Annotated in this window: 14 protein-coding genes, 2 tRNA genes and 2 pseudogenes; 10 read left to right on the top strand and 8 right to left on the bottom strand. The window is 43.3% G+C overall.

The features are described from left to right. The 3 genes and pseudogenes from A1019T_RS07525 to A1019T_RS07510 form a co-directional block, all read left to right on the top strand. Positions 1–354: pseudogene (locus A1019T_RS07525) on the top strand (RNA-guided endonuclease InsQ/TnpB family protein); the annotation flags it as partial. 69 nt (positions 355–423) lie between these two features. Continuing rightward, the gene (locus A1019T_RS07520) at positions 424–732 is read left to right on the top strand and encodes a hypothetical protein (protein WP_077451106.1); all 309 of its coding nucleotides are present in this window, start codon (positions 424–426) and stop codon (positions 730–732) included. A gap of 81 nt (positions 733–813) precedes the next feature. Continuing rightward, positions 814–1,338 (top strand): annotated as a pseudogene (locus A1019T_RS07510) (FUSC family protein). Positions 1,339–1,415: 77 nt separating this feature from the next. Here the strand turns inward: A1019T_RS07510 and aroE are convergent. Next, a complete protein-coding gene (gene aroE / locus A1019T_RS07505) occupies positions 1,416–2,249 on the bottom strand; it encodes a shikimate dehydrogenase (RefSeq protein ID WP_077451103.1) in 834 nt (277 codons plus the stop codon). 343 nt (positions 2,250–2,592) lie between these two features. Between aroE and A1019T_RS07500 the strand changes: the two genes are divergently transcribed. The 4 genes from A1019T_RS07500 (at position 2,593) to tmk (ending at position 6,322) form a co-directional block, all read left to right on the top strand. Then, positions 2,593–3,300, top strand: coding sequence for a hypothetical protein (locus tag A1019T_RS07500; RefSeq protein WP_077451102.1), 708 nt, complete (start codon positions 2,593–2,595; stop codon positions 3,298–3,300). A 74-nt stretch (positions 3,301–3,374) separates the two neighbouring features. Beyond that, a complete protein-coding gene (locus A1019T_RS07495; RefSeq protein WP_077451101.1) occupies positions 3,375–4,379 on the top strand; it encodes an aminotransferase class IV in 1,005 nt (334 codons plus the stop codon). A 97-nt stretch (positions 4,380–4,476) separates the two neighbouring features. Further along, the gene (gene mltG / locus A1019T_RS07490) at positions 4,477–5,664 is read left to right on the top strand and encodes an endolytic transglycosylase MltG (protein ID WP_077451100.1); all 1,188 of its coding nucleotides are present in this window, start codon (positions 4,477–4,479) and stop codon (positions 5,662–5,664) included. Positions 5,665–5,683: 19 nt separating this feature from the next. Then, the gene (gene tmk, locus A1019T_RS07485; protein WP_077451099.1) at positions 5,684–6,322 is read left to right on the top strand and encodes a dTMP kinase; all 639 of its coding nucleotides are present in this window, start codon (positions 5,684–5,686) and stop codon (positions 6,320–6,322) included. A gap of 138 nt (positions 6,323–6,460) precedes the next feature. On the opposite strand, the gene A1019T_RS07480 is transcribed toward tmk, so the two are convergent. Beyond that, positions 6,461–8,776, bottom strand: a complete 2,316-nt coding sequence (locus A1019T_RS07480; protein WP_077451098.1) for a cation:proton antiporter — start codon at positions 8,774–8,776, stop codon at positions 6,461–6,463. Positions 8,777–9,107: 331 nt separating this feature from the next. Here A1019T_RS07480 and A1019T_RS13210 point away from each other — a divergent pair, with 331 nt between their 5' ends. Together A1019T_RS13210 and A1019T_RS07475 are read left to right on the top strand one after the other, a co-directional pair. Next, positions 9,108–9,278 (top strand): hypothetical protein, encoded by a 171-nt coding sequence (locus A1019T_RS13210; RefSeq protein ID WP_167366848.1) that lies wholly within the window; start codon positions 9,108–9,110, stop codon positions 9,276–9,278. A 101-nt stretch (positions 9,279–9,379) separates the two neighbouring features. Beyond that, positions 9,380–10,954 carry a Do family serine endopeptidase gene (locus A1019T_RS07475; protein ID WP_077451097.1) on the top strand — a complete coding sequence of 525 codons (1,575 nt, stop codon included), beginning with the start codon at positions 9,380–9,382 and terminating at the stop codon, positions 10,952–10,954. Positions 10,955–11,194: 240 nt separating this feature from the next. Here A1019T_RS07475 and A1019T_RS07470 read toward each other — a convergent pair. The 3 genes from A1019T_RS07470 to A1019T_RS07460 all read right to left on the bottom strand — a co-directional run bounded on the left by A1019T_RS07470 (position 11,195) and on the right by A1019T_RS07460 (position 12,750). Further along, positions 11,195–11,270, bottom strand: a tRNA-Glu gene (locus A1019T_RS07470). 130 nt (positions 11,271–11,400) lie between these two features. Then, positions 11,401–11,476 (bottom strand) — tRNA-Ala (locus tag A1019T_RS07465). 389 nt (positions 11,477–11,865) lie between these two features. Next, positions 11,866–12,750 carry a pirin family protein gene (locus A1019T_RS07460; protein ID WP_077451096.1) on the bottom strand — a complete coding sequence of 295 codons (885 nt, stop codon included), beginning with the start codon at positions 12,748–12,750 and terminating at the stop codon, positions 11,866–11,868. Between the two features lie 192 nt (positions 12,751–12,942). On the opposite strand from A1019T_RS07460, the gene A1019T_RS07455 reads away from it, so the two are divergent. Further along, complete coding sequence (locus tag A1019T_RS07455) at positions 12,943–13,437, top strand: YgjP-like metallopeptidase domain-containing protein (protein ID WP_244156573.1); 495 nt, start codon at positions 12,943–12,945, stop codon at positions 13,435–13,437. Positions 13,438–13,515: 78 nt separating this feature from the next. Here A1019T_RS07455 and A1019T_RS07450 read toward each other — a convergent pair whose 3' ends face one another. From A1019T_RS07450 to A1019T_RS07440, 3 genes are all read right to left on the bottom strand, one after another. Beyond that, positions 13,516–13,890: a DsrE family protein gene (locus A1019T_RS07450; RefSeq protein ID WP_077451094.1), complete on the bottom strand. Its 375-nt coding sequence runs from the start codon at positions 13,888–13,890 to the stop codon at positions 13,516–13,518. A gap of 281 nt (positions 13,891–14,171) precedes the next feature. After that, positions 14,172–14,684, bottom strand: coding sequence for a hypothetical protein (locus tag A1019T_RS07445; RefSeq protein WP_077451093.1), 513 nt, complete (start codon positions 14,682–14,684; stop codon positions 14,172–14,174). A gap of 199 nt (positions 14,685–14,883) precedes the next feature. Then, positions 14,884–16,713 (bottom strand): PhoX family protein, encoded by a 1,830-nt coding sequence (locus A1019T_RS07440; RefSeq protein ID WP_077451092.1) that lies wholly within the window; start codon positions 16,711–16,713, stop codon positions 14,884–14,886. Between the last annotated feature and the right edge of the window lie 905 nt (positions 16,714–17,618).

Raw genomic sequence — 17,618 nt, 5'->3', positions numbered from 1 at the left:
AGATAACAGCTTAATTGTGGTTGGTGATGTTAAATCTCGCTCATTTACAACTAAAAAAACCAAGCTCGCTAAATCAACATATGATGCAGGATGGTTTGAGCTTAAACGACAACTGGAATACAAATGCAAGCATGCAGGTTGTCAGTTTGAGATCGTAAATGAGAGTTACACTACCCAGACCTGTTCGTGCTGCCACAAAATAAGTGACAGTAGCTTGAGGGTAGAGCAGGTTTGCGAATAAGAGGATGGACTTGTGCTGAGTGTGGCACATGGCATGATAGGGATATCAATGCTGCTAAGAACATCCTCGCGGTCGGGCTTGGCCGTCTAGCTGTAGGAATCCCCTCGGTTTAGCGAGGGGAGGAGGTCAACGCGGCTTTATTTGACCAACTACCGATAGGGGTGTTGACCTCTTTGGGCGCTATGATATTTCTTAACCAACCTAAAGCAGGCAATGTGCGCCAGCGTCAGGCTTTGCTGTTCTTTATTGGCATTATTATGGTTGGTAGCTTCAGCTTAGGGCTTGTGGCTCATAATCTGCCAGCTCTTAGAGTGCCACTGTTTATCTTCATGGCCTTTTCAATGGTACTCATGGGCCGTTACCTACGTCTGCCTCCACCTGGGGGTATGTTTATTATGATGGCCTCGGTTCTAGCTATTTTTATGCCCGTAGAATGGTCAGGAATACTGTTTAAAATTGCTATTGTCGCTGCCGGGGCTATTTATGCTTGAGTAGTGTCTCTGTTTTATAATTTATGGATAGTAAGGCCGCCTGCGGAATATGTAGACCCAAGTCATGGTTATCAGCTGGGCATGGTGACAGAGAGCTTAATTGTTAGCGCCTTTGTGGTGCTGTCACTGGAGGTGGCCTTATGGCTGGACATGCCTTACCCTTATTGGGTGCCTGTTAGTTGCTACGTCATCATGCAAGGGATGCAACTACGCACGATGTGGATTAAACAGTTGCATAGAATTTTGGGCACCGGCATTGGGGTGTTTGTGGCTTGATTTTTATTGTCACTACCTTTATCAGACATCGGGGTGGCAATCGCCATATTTATGATGTTTGTCTGGATAGAAACCATCATTACCCGCCACTATGCGCTGGCGGTGGTCATGGTCACGCCGTTAACCATCTTTATTGCCGAATATGGAAGGGAGCATCCAGCCCTATCCGCTGGAGCTGCGGCGGCCTACGATGGTATTGTACAGGCCAGGTTTTTAGATACCTTGCTGGGCTGTTTAATCGCTTTGCTTGGCGGAGTAGTGATGCATTCTACGGGATTAAGAAAGCCGTTAATGAGCTTAGAGACTAAGGTTTTTAACCCTAAGCGGTAGCGATTAGGGCGAGTAGTCCCATATTAACGCCACCGTTATTGACAGAGTCAGTGCTGATTAACATCATTTATCGATCGTTACTGAGCCTCAGTTAAGGCATTAAGGTCAACGCTAGCCCCAGTCCATAGCTTAAAGCTTAAGGCAGCTTGCCCAATGAGCATACCGTAGCCTGATGAAACTTCAGCGCCTTTATCAGAAAAATGAGTTAAAAACGGCAACTCGCGACCATACATCATATCGTAGGCATAATCGCAGTTTAAGTTTTCTTTTAGAGGTAGCATCTCCCCTGATAAGCCGATTGAAGTGGCATTAATGATGAGGTCAAAATCACCTTCTAATTGCTCTAAACCACAGTAATCAGGATTAATAGCGTCGATAACTGGGCTGGCTGCACACAATTGCTCAATCAGGGCTTGTGCCTTTTCCACAGTACGGTTGGCAATGGTGAGCTGTTTGATACCGGCCTCGATGAGCGGTAGAGCCACTCCGCGTGATGCGCCGCCAGCGCCCAATATCGCAACTTTAGCCCCTTTAAGCGGCCAGCCTAGGCTGAGCAAGTGATTGACCAGTCCTTGACCATCGGTATTGTCGCCATAGATTTGCCCTTCTTTTAGCATAAGCGTGTTCACCGCCCCTGCTACTTTAGCATGCGCTGAAAGCTGCCCACGCCCTGCACATAACTGGTATGCTACTTGTTTAAAAGGGACAGTGACATTAGCGCCGACACCACCCCCATTAAAAAAAGCCTCTACCACAGCGATAAAGCTGGCAGCATCGTCGGGGCAGTACTGACGGTTATAACGAATCTGCAACTGCGCTTGTTCGGCAAATCGCTGATGAATCTCAGGAGATTTGCTGTGCGCAATCGGATTACCGATAACAATAAAGTGCTGAAGGTTAGACGGACTCATAAGATACTCTATGTTTTTAGCTGTCTTATTAAGACAAAGTAGGTTGGCGGGTATAAGTTAATACTGAAACTCAATTAAAATACAATGTGCTTAGACCGCTGTTTTGGGGTTTATTACCTATAATTTAGTATAAAAAGATGAGTATAACAAACCCACTATGCTTGGGAGAGTCGTCTGTAAGGTTTGTCTTGGGCTTCATGCTTTTTCCACTATGCAATGCGTGGCGATTTGGATAAACTAGACACTCATTTTTAGAGAGAGTGAGGGCTTTATTGTAAAGTCTTCATTAAAGAGTTACCGAGGTGGGTAACGGTCCAAAAAATAAGTAAAAAGGTGTGCGTGAATGATCTTCAGCAAATCCAAAAACTCTAGCCAACCCTTTACTACAGGCTCAATGCTCTCAAAGCTAGGGGCATTAGGGCTAGCTACCTGTTTGTTATTTATAGGCTGCAGCAAGGCCGACGAAACCGTGACTCCAGTGGGGACCTCTTCAGAGACGGAAGCCTCAAAGCAACAAGCCCTATCTAACAATGATGCTATGGCCAGCCATGAAGCAGACACTCGTGTGGACCCAAACGTTAACAAGAAGCCTGAGGGTAAGCCGGTTAGCTACGATGTACAGAGCTGGAAAGCTTCCAACACTCAAGATTTGAGCTTAGAGGATGTGGATGCCTTAAAGAAACAGTTTGGTAAAGTCACCGTTACTGATGAAAAAAGCCTAGATTATGCCAGTAATATGGCAGTGAAATACCGTTTTATGAAAGGCGATGAACCCTATCTAGATAATATCATTGATTCGCAAGATTATCTGGAGCTTGGCTGGTATTATGCCAACCCCAATGACTCTGATAGCGAAAAGAAAATGAGCATTGATCATGCCAAAAAAGTATATAAGGTGATGACTGGGCTTATGGGAGATGAGGGCAAGGATCTGGTTCAAAGCATTCTATCTGGCAAAATCGTTAAGAATAAAGTCATCAATGATACCAAGGTAGAGCTGGCCAAGTGTGAGTTTTATAGCTGTATGATTATTATGAATAAAAACGGCTAATCATTTTTTAATACCAATTTAATACCAATTCAGAAGGTTAAATTAACCACCAGTCGGTTATTAAGGAGAGGGGGATGTCTCATGCCATGACGTGGTATCAACTCAGTGATGCCGGCATGAGCGCCCTCACACCTTCCGTGCCTTCTTGCTCTTCAATTTCCTCCCTTGTACCTAATGATAGTATCGCCCCTAACCTAAGAGCGGTGGCCTATGGGGATGGCTTCTTTAGTACTATGGGGGTGCATAAAGCACAGCTGCTTTGGCAGTCCTACCATCAAGCTCGTATCATGAGTCATTGCCAAGCTTTGCAGTTAACCCTTTCAACTCAGGTTGAGCAGCAACTGTGGCGCGAAATCCGCCAGTTTGCTACGACTATTGGCGATGGATTGATTAAAGTTATCCTTTCTCGTCCTGCCCAGAATTTGCGTGGCTATGCTTATTCAACGCAGGCAGCAGACAATGAGGCTTTAATTTGGATAGGGGTGATGCAGACAGCAGCGCTCGCAGAGCATACAGCTCAGTTTTTGAGGGGTGACTCGGATGATGGTCCGTCCTTAGGAGAGCAGGTGTTACAGCAACCTCCAATTATCGCCCAATGTTTGCAATCACAGCTGGCCAGCTTGCCTCAGCCGTTGGCGGGTCTAAAAACCTTAAATCGTTTGGATGGGGTGATGATAGCTGGTGAGTTACAGCGTCATAAGCAGCAGAATGCCGAACTTGCTGAAGGTTTGGTAGCAGATATGAGCGGCAATTGGGTGGAAGGGGTGATGAGCAACTTCTTTTATACATTAAAGCCGGAGCTGGCTGCTGAAGGTAATGACGCAGCCTCTGACGTTTGGTATACGCCGCCCATTGAGCAGTCTGGGGTGCGCGGGGTTATGCGTCAGGTTATTCTTGATAAGCTAGCAAAGCTCGGCACACCTGCCCAGCTGCGTTACTTGAGCAATGAGGATTTAAACCAACTTGAAGCCCTGTTCTTTTGTAATGCGGTGCGTGGTGTTACTCCTGTTCAGCAGTTATGGTTTCAAAATGAAAGGTTTCAGTTATCTTTAGCGCCTTTCCAATACAATATAAAATAGCTCAATGACGAGACAAAACAGCCTAGATAGTTATTCCCCATTGAATATCTGAGCATACAGTGCTAAATTCTAGCAAACTTTTACCTCGTGAGTGGCTATGAGCGATTCAAATTCAAAAAAACCAAGCAATAATCCCAATAAACCGACCGCTACTGAGGCTGAAACAGTGCACCCAACGGACGTCTCCTTGGTGTGCGACGACCCCTCTCGTCATAAAAAACAGCCTCCAAAACCTACCTCAAAACGTGGCTATCAGTTGCTATTGGTATTTGGTTTAATACTGCTGTTTTTGTTGGCCATGGCGTATCAGACCTTGTTTGGTCACTCTAATCAAGCCGCTGGTGACTTGGTTGTGGAAGAAGGTCAAAGCTATTATGGCTTCTTACCTCAGTTCCAACGCGATGTCCCCATGTTCTCTGCCAGCTTAGCCAAGCTGTATATCAAGGCAACTGTGGATGCGCCTCTGCATGCTGGTACTTATGAAGTGCCGAAAAATGCCAGCTTTAAACAGCTGATGGATGCTTTCAAAGAAGGTCAAAAAGTAGACATGGTTACTATCCAGATTATTGAGGGTAAAACCGCTGCTGACTTGTACAAAGCAATTACCAAGACTGAAGGGGTAGTGTTAGAGGTATTAGAGTCAAATGGCAAGCCTAAGGCCGATTTTAAGCAGCTATTGGGTATTGATGCGTTCACTCCAGAAGGCGAGTTTTCTAGCAACTTAGAAGGCTGGTTTACTCCAGATACCTATTACTATGCCAGAGGCATTACTGACAAACAGATTCTAAATGACCTTTATAAGCGTCAACAACAAGCTTTGGATAAGGCGTGGGAGAATCGTGCTGCGGATCTGCCCTATAAAACCCCTTATGAGGCGTTAATTATGGCCTCTATTATCGAAAAAGAAACCAGTGTTGAAAGTGAGCGCGAATTGGTGTCGGCAGTATTTGTGAATCGTCTAAACATGGGGATGCGTCTTCAAACTGATCCGACGATCATCTACGGTATGGGTGAGCGTTATGATGGCAATATTCGCCGTACCGATATCAATGAGAAGACCGCTTATAATACCTATCAAATTGATGGCTTACCACCGACTCCAATTGCACTGCCTTCTCCAGAATCTATTGAGGCGGCTATGCACCCAGCCGATAGTGATGCTTTGTATTTCGTGGCCACGGGTACAGGTGGGCATAAATTTACCAAGACCCTCGCGGACCACAATCGTGCAGTACAAGAGTACTTACAAGTTATGCGTGAACAAAGAAAAGCTGATAACCCATAAATAAAGAGAGTCGAGTCTTATGTCGCAGACAGTCAATGAAGCTAAATTTATCAGCTTTGAAGGTACTGAAGGGGTGGGTAAAACCACGGCCATCAATAGCCTATGCCAACGTTTAACGGACGCCGGTATTGAGTATGTGCAGACTCGAGAGCCAGGCGGCAGTCCGTTTGCCGAGCAGCTTCGTGAGCTATTATTGGATACCAAGACGGATATCACTGATGACACTGAGATGTTATTAATGTTCGCGGCTCGTAGTGACCACTTGGCAAAAGTTATCTTGCCGGCGCTAGAGGCAGGGAAGTGGGTAATTTGCGATCGCTTTGTAGACTCTACTGTGGCCTATCAGGGCTATGGTAGAGGCTTTGGAAACTCAGTTATGTTGCAGAAGATTGAGGGGCTTATCAGTCAATTTGTGCCTCGTTTGCCAGACTTAACTTTGTGGCTCGATTTACCGGTCGCAGAGGGCATGCAGAGGGCAGGTAAGCGCAGTGCTGCTGATCGCTTTGAACAACAGAAAATGGCTTTTTTTGAAAGGGTGTATCAAGGTTTTAGTGAGCAATATCAAGCTCATCCTCAGCGTATCCAGCGTATTGATGCCCAAGGTGAGGCAGAGGAGGTTGCAGCTAGAGTTTGGCAGGCTGTTGCTCAAAAGCTATAGCCACTAAGGGTATAGTTATCATAGAGGTTGTATTGTAGTAGATAAAAAAAGAGCAGCTTCTATATGAGCTGCTCTTTTTTTTGGATAGTTTTTAGACGCTTGTTGACTGTTTTTGGATTAACAATAACTCATGGCGTTCTAAGACGATTTATCCGAATTAATTTTTGCTTCAGTGTCGGGCAAACGCTGAGGGTCTAATGAGCCATCAGCCTGCCTCGGGGCTTGAGAGTTACCATTGTCTTGTGACTGCAGGTTTTTGACCGAAGCGGGTCTACTGCCTTTATTGCCAGAAGCTTTGTTGGTATGGCCATTAACGCCACTACTGCCATTACTAGCATTGTTATCAGAGTGCTTTTGTAAGCTCTGCTCAAGCTTGGTTGCCAGCTCAGCCTCTAACTGCGTAGTAGGCAAAATTGTTGAAGCAGTCGTTGAAGGCTTGGCTTCACTGTTGTTGCTTGTAACATCTTGGCTAGGTTGAGTATCAGCTGCTTTAGCGGGTGGATCAACTGGCATTGAATCAGCTTTACTGATATCCAAACCATGGCTTGGATCCTCTACCCCTTCGGTGATGGTTTTCTCTTTACGTTTATCAGGGGGCTTTGAGGTGGCTTCAAACTGTGAGTTGGCTAAGGCGCGGGCTTGGTTTTGTTTCTCCGTGACATCAACTTCTTTTGGCTGCACTTCATCTTCAATGACCAGTGCCACCAGCTTATGGTCACGAGGAATCTCATTGTCAAAGCTGTCACTGATTACCTGTAAACGACCTTCTTTATCAATAGTGAATAAAGGCACAAATTGCTTATTGTCGGCCCGATACTGACTGTAGCTATAACTGTCAGTGATGTTGGTGATCTTTACCCGAGCCTTCTTCGACAGCATACTGGCCATCTTAGTATAGGTCACGTCCTTACCAAACAACCAACGTGAATTGAAGCCTGAGCGCTTCGTTTCTCTTTCAGTCTTTGATTTGTCTTCAGTGAACTTTAAGCGATAGATTTTTTGTTCGCCAAATTCATGGCGATAATGTAGCTCCGATAGGGTGTTCATCTCTTTATCAGTGCTCATAGCAAACAAGTGACCAATCCCGATTAAGTCCAAGTGACGTTCAGCATGATCAGAGATGGGATTGCCAAAATAGGTGCGTAATCCAGACATACGAGCTTTGGCAATATTGGTGTAGTTATTATGGGCCACCACAACATCGAAGCCTTGGTCTTGTAAAGCCGTGGCAACGGTAAGCGCTACAGGGTTGGAGCCAACAATAAGCACCCCGTTGCTGGCGGGCTCTCGTACCCCAAGTAGATTGCCTACCATCTTTGCGCCCATGCCTTGAATGAGGACGGTGCCAATGATGACCATAAATACCAGCGGTACTAACAGCTCTACCCCTTGGATATCATACTCTTGCAGCCGAATAGCAAATAGAGAAGAGATGGCAGCAGCCACGATACCTCGAGGCCCAATCCAACTGATCATCATTTTTTCAGAAGTTTTTAAGTTAGAGCCCATAGAGGAAACCCACACCGACAAAGGGCGCGCCACAAACATAACAATGACTAATAATACTAAGCCTTGGAAGCCGACGCTTAACAGACTGTCTAATTCAACCCGAGCCGCCAATACAATAAACAAGACTGAGATTAATAGCAGAGTTAACGACTCATTAAATTCTAGGATCTGCTCACGGGGGAAGTCTTTCCAGTTGGCTAAAGCCACGCCCATCACCGTCACTGCCAATAGGCCTGACTCATGCTCTAGATGATTGGATACAGAGAATAGAAGCAGCACGAAAGCTAGAGTGAAAACGTTGTGTAAGAACTCAGGAATCATGTGACGTTTGATTAAGTTTGCCAGTACAAACGCCCCAAACATACCAATGGCAGTGGCAATAATCACAATCTCAGCAAATAAGAAGATGCTGTTGGCCTCACCGCCTGAGATGACGTATTCGTACACCAAAACCACAGCGATAGCGCCCACGGGATCAATAATGATCCCCTCCCATTTTAAGATATTGGAGATGGTCTTGTTAGGGCGCACACTGCGTAGCAGCGGCATAATCACCGTAGGACCGGTAACACAGACTAAGGAGCCAAATAGCAACGCAATTAGCGGATCGACATCGAATAATAGATAAGTAGATAGGGCGACCACAGCAATGGTAATTAATACCCCCACTGAGACCAACATTTGCACCACAGTGCCGTGTTGCTTAATTTCTTCGAATTCTAAGGTGAGTGAGCCTTCAAATAAAATGATGGCCACGCCCAAAGAGATAAAAGGGAACAGTAAATCCCCAATGACCGCATCGGGTTTAAAATAGCCCATTATCGGGCCAATAAAAATACCAATCAGTAATAAAAATAAAATTGACGGCTGTTTTAAATACCAAGCTAGCCATTGCGCAGCAATGCCTAGCCCAACCACGCCAGATAATAATAAGGCGGTATCCATAAAAAATCCTTGTGTATGCAGTGCCCTTTCCCAGTTACGCAGTCAGCATTTATTAAATCCAGCGGATATAAATATGCGGTTATGAAAAATAGTAAACAGGAATCGGTAAGTAGGCACTGTAAAAAAGCCCAGTGGTCTATGACTAGGCTTTACTAATGCAGGGCTTACCATAAAGTCATGTACTTAAATTTAGCCATGATTTGTAGCAGCTGATCTTTATTAGCGCTATTGTTTTGATAGTCCTATAACCCAGTGAGATTGGCAGATGATTGGCCATACATTGGGCGACTGTTGACACCCTGAGTAAAAAAAACTAGGGTTAAGTGAATTTATGATATCACGAAATAAAGTAACAGATGCGGTACAATTACCCAAGGATGCTGTAGTTTTTGACCCAGTTACTAAATTAGAAAGCAACTGCAATTCAAGCGATGCTTGCTCGTGCTATAAGTGGCTAGCGTATGCTATAAAAACGCCTTATCATGAATTACAGATTTTATAAATGATTATAATTAACGGCTGTGGCTGTAAAGTTGACATGACCCACGAATGGACTGAGGTCAACCTATTGTTTAACACAGACCCTCCAGGAGAATTACTATAATGAATAGTGCTTCACAGACAGACAATCCTCGTACCACTGCAGTGAACGCTGTAACAGAAGATCGGGCAGACGATGCCTTAGTCTTCCCTAATATTTTGAGCCAAAAGCTCACCAAAATTCAGCAAGCCCTAAAAGCGGTAAGTGTGGGTTCAGTGCTGGCAGCCAGTAGCTTAGGGCTAGGAGCAGTGAGTACGGCCTTAACTACCGGCGCTTTGGTGGCGGCCACTGCGACCCCCTCAGTGGCTCAAGCGGCTTTGGTGGCCTCCGACTTCTCAGATCTGGTGGAACAGGTAAGTCCAGGTGTGGCCCGAGTTAACGTGGTCACTAAAGTGAGTGAAGAAGAGTTGGCTAAGGCTCAAACCGTTGAGCTACTGCGTCAGTTCTTTGGTGATAGAATTCGCATTCCAGGCGCTCAGCCTCCAGCTATTGAGTATAACTATGGTACTGGGTTCTTTGTGAGTACCGATGGTTATATGTTAACCAACCACCACGTGATTGCCGGTGCAGATAAAATTACCGTCACCCTAAATGACCGAACTGAATTGGATGCCACATTAGTAGGCAGTGATGAGCGCTCCGATGTGGCGGTGCTCAAAGTAAAAGCGTCGCCTGGTAAGTCCTATCCCGCCTTGCCCACAGGAGACTCAAATGCGGTAAGAGTGGGGGAGCCGGTATTGGCCATTGGCTCTCCTTTTGGTTTCGACTACTCAGCTTCTGCGGGTATCGTTAGTGCCAAATCTCGTAACTTTTCACGTGATATCAGCGTGCCTTTTATTCAGTCAGACGTGGCGCTAAACCCTGGTAACTCTGGCGGCCCTTTGTTTAACCGCAATGGACAAGTGATTGGTATTAACTCGCGAATTTTTAGTGGCACCGGTGGTTACATGGGGCTGTCCTTCTCAATCCCCATTAACGAAGCCTTAGACATCTACCAGCAGCTCAAACAAACTGGGGTAGTGTCGCGTGCTTATATGGGTATCTTCCCGCAAGATATAGATCGCAACTTAGCAGAAGCTTATGGTCTAAGTAAGCCACAAGGGGCTTTATTGATTAAAGTGACGCCAAACTCTCCGGCAGAAGCATCAGGACTGAAAGCTGGTGATATTATCACTCAATACAACAATAAGATGATTTTAGAGTCGTCAGATTTATTAAACATCATTAACCGCAGTAAGCCAGGTGATGCCTTTAACGCTGTGGTGTTACGTCAAGGCAAGCAGCTAAATATCAGAGGTAAACTATCAGCAGCGCCTGATGAGGTTTCCCCTGATGCCGTGGTCACCAAAGCCAATAACAGTCAGATTCGTCTAGGATTACGTATACAAGCCTTACCGCGTGAGAGCTTGGCTAAGCTAGGCGGAGAAGGGGTGTTGATCACAGAAGTTGATCCTACTGGGCTCGCCGCTCGTGCTGGGCTAAGACCAGGGGATGTGATTACCAACTTACACCAGAAGTCGATCAGCAGTATCGATGACTTCCAACGCGCCCTACGTCAGCTTCCAGAAGAGGGGGTGGTAACCATTGAGGTTATTCGTCAGGGTATCCCAGCCATTATCGGTCTGCGTTTGGATTAAGAACGAACTGTTAATTTTTAACTTTCTATTTCAGAAAGCAAAAAGCGACGCTACTTTTTTTTGAGTGCGTCGCTTTTTTATTGTCGGTTTCTATTAATACAGATTAAAGAGATAAGAGGGATAGAATAAAAAAAATAACAGAATAAATATAGCAGACATAAAAAAACCTCCAATCGTTCTGATTGGAGGTTTAGTGCTTATCTATTAACAAATATAACGCTAAGGATAAGCTCGAATAGGTGGTATCCCGTAGGGGATTCGAACCCCTGTTACCGCCGTGAAAGGGCGGGGTCCTAGGCCTCTAGACGAACGGGACACAAAATCATGTAAACATGAAATAGTTTTACAACGTAAGGTGCTATAAATAGCTTTGCCTAGGTGCTTACGTTGGTGCCGCTGACAATCATTATATACTAAATATTCTGAGTATCAACTAATCTTAAATGTGGTGGAGCTAAACGGAGTCGAACCGTTGACCCCTTGCATGCCATGCAAGTGCTCTACCAACTGAGCTATAGCCCCTCTCTAAGAGTGGGCGTATTATATGCGGGTAATGAAATGTTGTCAACACTTTTTTTCAACTATTTTAAAAATATTTCAAAAAAGAGGCTTTTTACAGCAAAAACAGCGTTTATACCTACCATCCCATAAGATGTGGCGGGCATTATAGGTCAAAATGATCGCTATGAAAAGCCCAATAATCAAAAATAGTGCTATTTTTTTAATCCTTTTTAAAACTTAGTCGAATTGGCCACTAATTTGCGGCTTTAAAAGGGGTGTGGTTCCAGTAAGCGAGTAATAAAAAAGGGGGTCAAATTAAATTTGACCCCTTTATTTCAAAACCAGGCTTGGACTAGGGGCTAGCCCTCGATTATCTATTAAGCTATCTTGGTATGAGTCTAACTTTTGAGTTAAGCGCCCTCACCAAAGCGACCTTGTTGAAAGTCATTTATAGCTTGAATAATCTCCTGCTCACTGTTCATCACAAAGGGGCCATATTGCACGATAGGCTCCTTCAAGGGGCGACCGGTGACCAAGATAACTTTGGTAGCCTCGCTACCGGCTTGGATGGTGATGCCATCCGCATTGGGGTCATTTTTTAGGATGGCCATGTTTTTAAGGGGTACTTGCTTGCCTTCAATACTGGCATTGCCACGGTACACAAACACAAAAGCATTGTGATTGGGTGGAATGTTATGGCTAAAGCTGGCACCTGCTGGTAAATGAATGTCTAGATAGGTAGGTTCAGTGACTTCTCGAGTTACCGCCCCTGCTATGCCATTGGACTCACCGGCGATTACCGTTACTTCTGTGCCATTTTCGGTCACAAACTTTGGCAAGTCAGCATTTTGGAAGTCTTGGTACCAAGGATTGTTCATCTTGTCTTTGGCCGGTAAGTTTAACCAAAGCTGAAAGCCTTCCATTTCACCATCTTCTTGCTCAGGGATTTCTGAGTGAATAACTCCACTAGCAGCCGTCATCCACTGTACACCACCATTTTCGAGTAACCCTTCATTGCCAGCACTGTCTTTATGACGCATACGGCCAGTAATCATATAGGTGATGGTTTCAAAGCCACGGTGAGGATGGTTTGGAAAGCCAGCGATATAATCCTCTGGATCATCGCTTTTAAAGTTGTCTAACATCAAGTAAGGGTCAAGACGCTGCTGCAATTGATGAGTCAGCACTCGAGTTAGTTTAACGCCCGCCCCATCTTGGGTGTCTATACCAGCATAAAGCTGTTCAACTTGACGAGGTTGAGTAAGCATCACCTCGTTTTTTATAGGGCTAGTCATTATTTTTCTCCTGATGTCTGATATATCTTGTATTTGGTTTCTACTGCCATCAATATCAAGGCGTAACCATGTGTTATAGTTGTTAACTGCCTATTTTGAATATTAATTAATCATAACCCTATATTCGATTGTTAAAAGCTTACTGCTGAAATAAACAGTGCTTATTTTAGAATCCTGATTTGGAATACCATTTTGAAATATATAGCCCATTATCCTGCTCATATCCAAGATCAAGTTAAGTCCCTTATTGAGCAGGATAAACTGGGCCTGTATTTGCAACAAAAATACCCAGAGACACATCAAATTCAAAGCGATAAAGCCTTGTATCAATATGTGACCGAGATAAAAAACCGACACATGAAAAATGTGGGTACCTTATCGCAGGTCAGCTATAACAGTAAACTTAAAGTATTAAAGCAGGCTCTCGGCATACACACCCACCAGTCTCGGGTGCAGGGCAGTAAACTTAAATCGCATAACAGTATTACCGTCGCTAGTGTGTTCAAAGAAGCGCCGCTTGAGTTTTTGCAAATGATAGTGGTACACGAATTGGCCCATTTTAAAGAAAGCGAGCACAACAAAGCTTTTTATCAGCTGTGTTGTCACATGCAGCCTGATTATCATCAGGTTGAGCTGGACATGCGGTTGTGGTTGCTGTGGCGAGATTTGCAAAAGTCTCAAGGATAAAAGATTTTTAGTAAAAAGGGCTGACAATAACTGACAGCCCTTTTCTTATTTTTCTAATTTAGAAACTTACGTATGCTATTAGCTCAGTTGTAGCGAGCCTGTGGCACCCATCATTAAATCAACGACATCACCTCCATCTATAACTTCAAAACGGGGATCAATCTCTGATTCTTTAATGCCGTTATGCTGCATACAAGCGCCACATACCAGTACATTTCCACCCTGTTCAATAAATTTTTCTAGTAAGTCTTTAGCAGGTTTAAAGGGGGCGCCAATATCTATCTCATCTAGCGCATTAGGCTTAGAAAGTTTAACAGCATCTATAAATAAGATAACGCTTGCTGAATGGCCTTTCTCTAATGCTTTAACGGCCATGGTTAAGCCGACAGTAATTTTACTTGGATTGCTGGTATCATCGAATAAAGTGGTTACAAAATCTGTTACGTTGGGCATGATGTGCTCCTTGGTTTTGGGTGTCTTATTATAAGTGGATTGGATTTCTTGCTATAAGGGGAGTGGGTATCTAGTTACCTTATTATTTAGTCTCTGATTATTAGAATAACAATTATTATATTTTTTTATATAATGTTTTGTCGTAAGCCTGTTATAGGTAGGTAAGCTAAGATTTCTAAAGATTTAAAAGAGGGTAGGCTATAAGCTTTATTTTTTTAATAGGCATAAAAAAGCTGAGTATGTAACTCAGCTTTTGGGGTTTGGGAAGCTACTGCTTATAACTAGATGGCATTACCGCCGGCACTGTTCCATATTCTAGTAAATCCAATAGCTGGAAGAGATAATAAATCATTATCTAGTTTGACTGAGACTGGAGAGACAGATGTTCTAAAAAGATTAACCACGTAGCGATGTCCACGTTCTGTTTCTGGGGTATAACTATAAAAGTACTTATTTGCATCACCAAACTTTCTGCACCAGCTTGACATTTTTACAGCTTGTCCATTAAATACCAAAGTTGTACTTGTAGGATAACTAGTCTCATAGCTGCACACATTATTATCACCCAAATAAGCACTAGAAAAATAAAGTCTTTGCTCTCCTGCTTTAGAGTGAGCTACAACAGCATCGAAGATTTTTAAGTTCGAATCGTAATCTGAATTATACATTATAGATGTTCCAAACCCACCGGATGCTTCGCCCCAAGGAAGTGTTATAAGAGTAGTTGTTGCATAACTATTTAAAGAAAAAGATAAAGAGATAACTAAAGCAAAGATATACTTTATTACTTTCATAGTTTAAGTCTCAAAAGTAAGCAATTAATAAAATAATAGATTGTTCTATTAAGGTTTATTTTACAATAACTTACATTTTTTTGATAGTTATGACATAAAAAACGCAGATTCTGCGTATGCAAAAACTGCGTTATTGATCACTCAAATATTATCGCTTATTAAAGCAATACTATGCTCTTAAAAGCAATTGTAATACTGTTTAAGCACCGATTTTACGACCATCTTTTTTGCTAATCATAATGACAGAGGAGCGAGGGGTTTGTCCTTTGTGTGGGAAAGTTGAATCATTTTTCTCGCCTGGATGCTGCACATTAACAAACATAGTGCACTCATTATGGGCCCAAGCTATACCGGTAATTTCACACGAGTTTGGACCGGTTAAGAAGCGGCGGATTTCACCGGTAATAGGGTCACCACACAGCATTGAGTTGTGTCCTTGCCCTGCAAAATCACCGTCGTTACTGTATTTACCATCGGTTTGAATCCAAATACGACCACTCGAATCAAAGCCAATACCATCTGGGCTATTAAAAGAGTTTTCAGCAGTGACGTTATCACTACCAGAGCGAGGGTCGCCCTTAGGATAAACGTTAGGATTGCCTGCCATTACGTACATATCCCATTCGAAGGTTTCAGCCGTATGGTCATCCCCAGTTTCACGCCAGCGGATAATATGTCCATAAATGTTGTCTGAGCGTGGGTTTGCAGCGTTAGGCGCAAAGGTATCACCGCGTTTGCTATTATTAGTCAGGGTACAGAACACCATGCCATTTAACGGGTTAACCGCAATCCACTCAGGTCTATCCATCTGGGTGCCACCGACAAGGTCAGCTGCTTGACGGGTGTGAATAGCAATATCAGCCTGTGATTCAAAACCATTGGCTTTGGTTAAACCATTTTTGCCATGCTCTAGGGCGACCCAGCGTCCTGTTCCTTTTAATGGCTCCTTACCCCCATCAAAGATAGCAACATATAAAGTACCTTCATCTAACAGGTCTTTGTTATGAGCGATGTCCCCTTTTTTATAGGCTCGTTTACTAACGAATTTATAGATGCGTTCGCCGCGCTCATCATCGCCCATATAAGCAACTACTTTGCCATTTTTAGCCACTTGTAGTGCTACGTTCTCATGTTTGAAGCGGCCTAGGGCAGTACGTTTAACTGGGGTGCTATTTGGGTTTAAAGGATCAATTTCGACAACCCAGCCAAAGCGGTTAATTTCATTAGGATTTTTGCTTAAGTCAAAGCGATCATCAAACTTCTCCCAGCCATAGCCAGACTCCGCTTGTACCCCATAGCGTTTCATGTCTTTATTAATCACTGCGGCATTTGAAGCCCCGAACATGTCATCAAAGTTTTCTTCGCAGGTGACATAAGTATTCCAAGGCGTCTTACCACTAGAACAGTTACCAAATGTACCCAGAACATGCTTGCCATGGGGGTCAGCCTTTGTTTTTAGTAAGTCATGTCCCTTGGCAGGGCCAGACACCAGCATTGGCGTATGGGCGGTAACACGGCGGTTTAATGGCGAATTAACATCAAAGCGCATTTTGTTAGTCCCATCAGCTTTTAAGCCCAGCAGACTAAGTCCAACCACATTTTGGCTTTTTAGTACTTCGTCAGCCGTCTTTGGCATATCCTCTTTATGGGGGAAAAGGGTATTGTGGTTGGGATATTCGTTATTGACCGCTAATACACCACCGGCACGGTTAATTTCAAAAAACTCCATACCATCGTTGTTTTCACCAAACATCTTGGCATAATCTGCGCCTTTATTGCTACGGTCGTCCTTAAAACTTGGGGCATCTGGGAAAAGTTTGTCCCCAAACGAAATTAACACCTCAGCATTGTAACCCTCAGCGATACGTACAGAGTCTGTAGTGGCTGCTGGTAAAGCCTTAAAGTTTAGCAACTTTGATTTACCAGCTGCGTTAGCAAATACTGATGGACTGTAACCTCCTAAAAATGCAGCTCCTGAAAGGATACTACCTGTCTTCAAAAAACCACGGCGAGATAAGCTAATAGTCATTTTTAAACCTATAAATAAATAGATGTTTAGGGTTGGCGTAAGTAATACATAGAGTGGGTTATAGAACAGGTACTATAGTCATTGAATATTGCAATAATATGTCATTGTTAATTTGGCTAGCTGGATAGCTATCCTTTTACGGTAAAAGGATAGCCAGTATTGTGATAATGGGTGGTAACAGTAAATGCTGAAAGCTGACAATTGAAAACTGCAAAAAAACGCAAGCTTTGCTTTTGCAAAACTTGCGTTTTATATTTTTACTATCTACTGTTATTTGATTTTTATGGGATAAACTTATTATAAATATAACTATTTATGTCTTTAATTCTTTTGAAAAAAAATAAAAAGCTGAATTTTAAAAAGTAAGGTCATCTGAATCTATTTTAACTATAGACTCTTGACTTAATAGAGGTGATTATTAGAATAATAGAGGCATCTAGGATTCGCCTAGGTGGAAAAGTATGTCAACATTCGGATTGTAGACCCAAATGACCATTCTAACGTTAGAATGCTAATTTGTGTCGTTCCACAATCGCTGAGTAGATATACAACCAGTATATTTATTAAGTTGATTAATAGGTTGATCATACGGCATCTCCTAATACATGTTGGACTGTACCATTAGGAGGTCACCTTTTTTGTTTCTAAAAGGGTGGCGTAGACTTTGGAGGGGCGCTTCACTAGAAGTAAAGGATTGCAGTCGTCTGACCCTCCTCAGTTGGCAATGGAGATGATATGGTTTTAGTTGATAAAAAATTCTTCGAAGAGCGTAACAAGAAGCGTAACTATTTACATTTTGATAAAAAACGCTCTCCCTCCTTTGTATATGAATATGTTATAAACCCTTCTAACATTGTTAAGCACTCTTTTTATCCCTTTATATTTTATAACTTAGTGGATAATAA

The organism is Psychrobacter piechaudii (genome assembly GCF_900162825.1).
Classification (GTDB): Bacteria; Pseudomonadota; Gammaproteobacteria; order Pseudomonadales; family Moraxellaceae; genus Psychrobacter; species Psychrobacter piechaudii.
The sequence above is the reverse complement of the archived record's forward strand: the minus strand, read 5'-3'. Positions and strand labels throughout refer to the sequence as shown.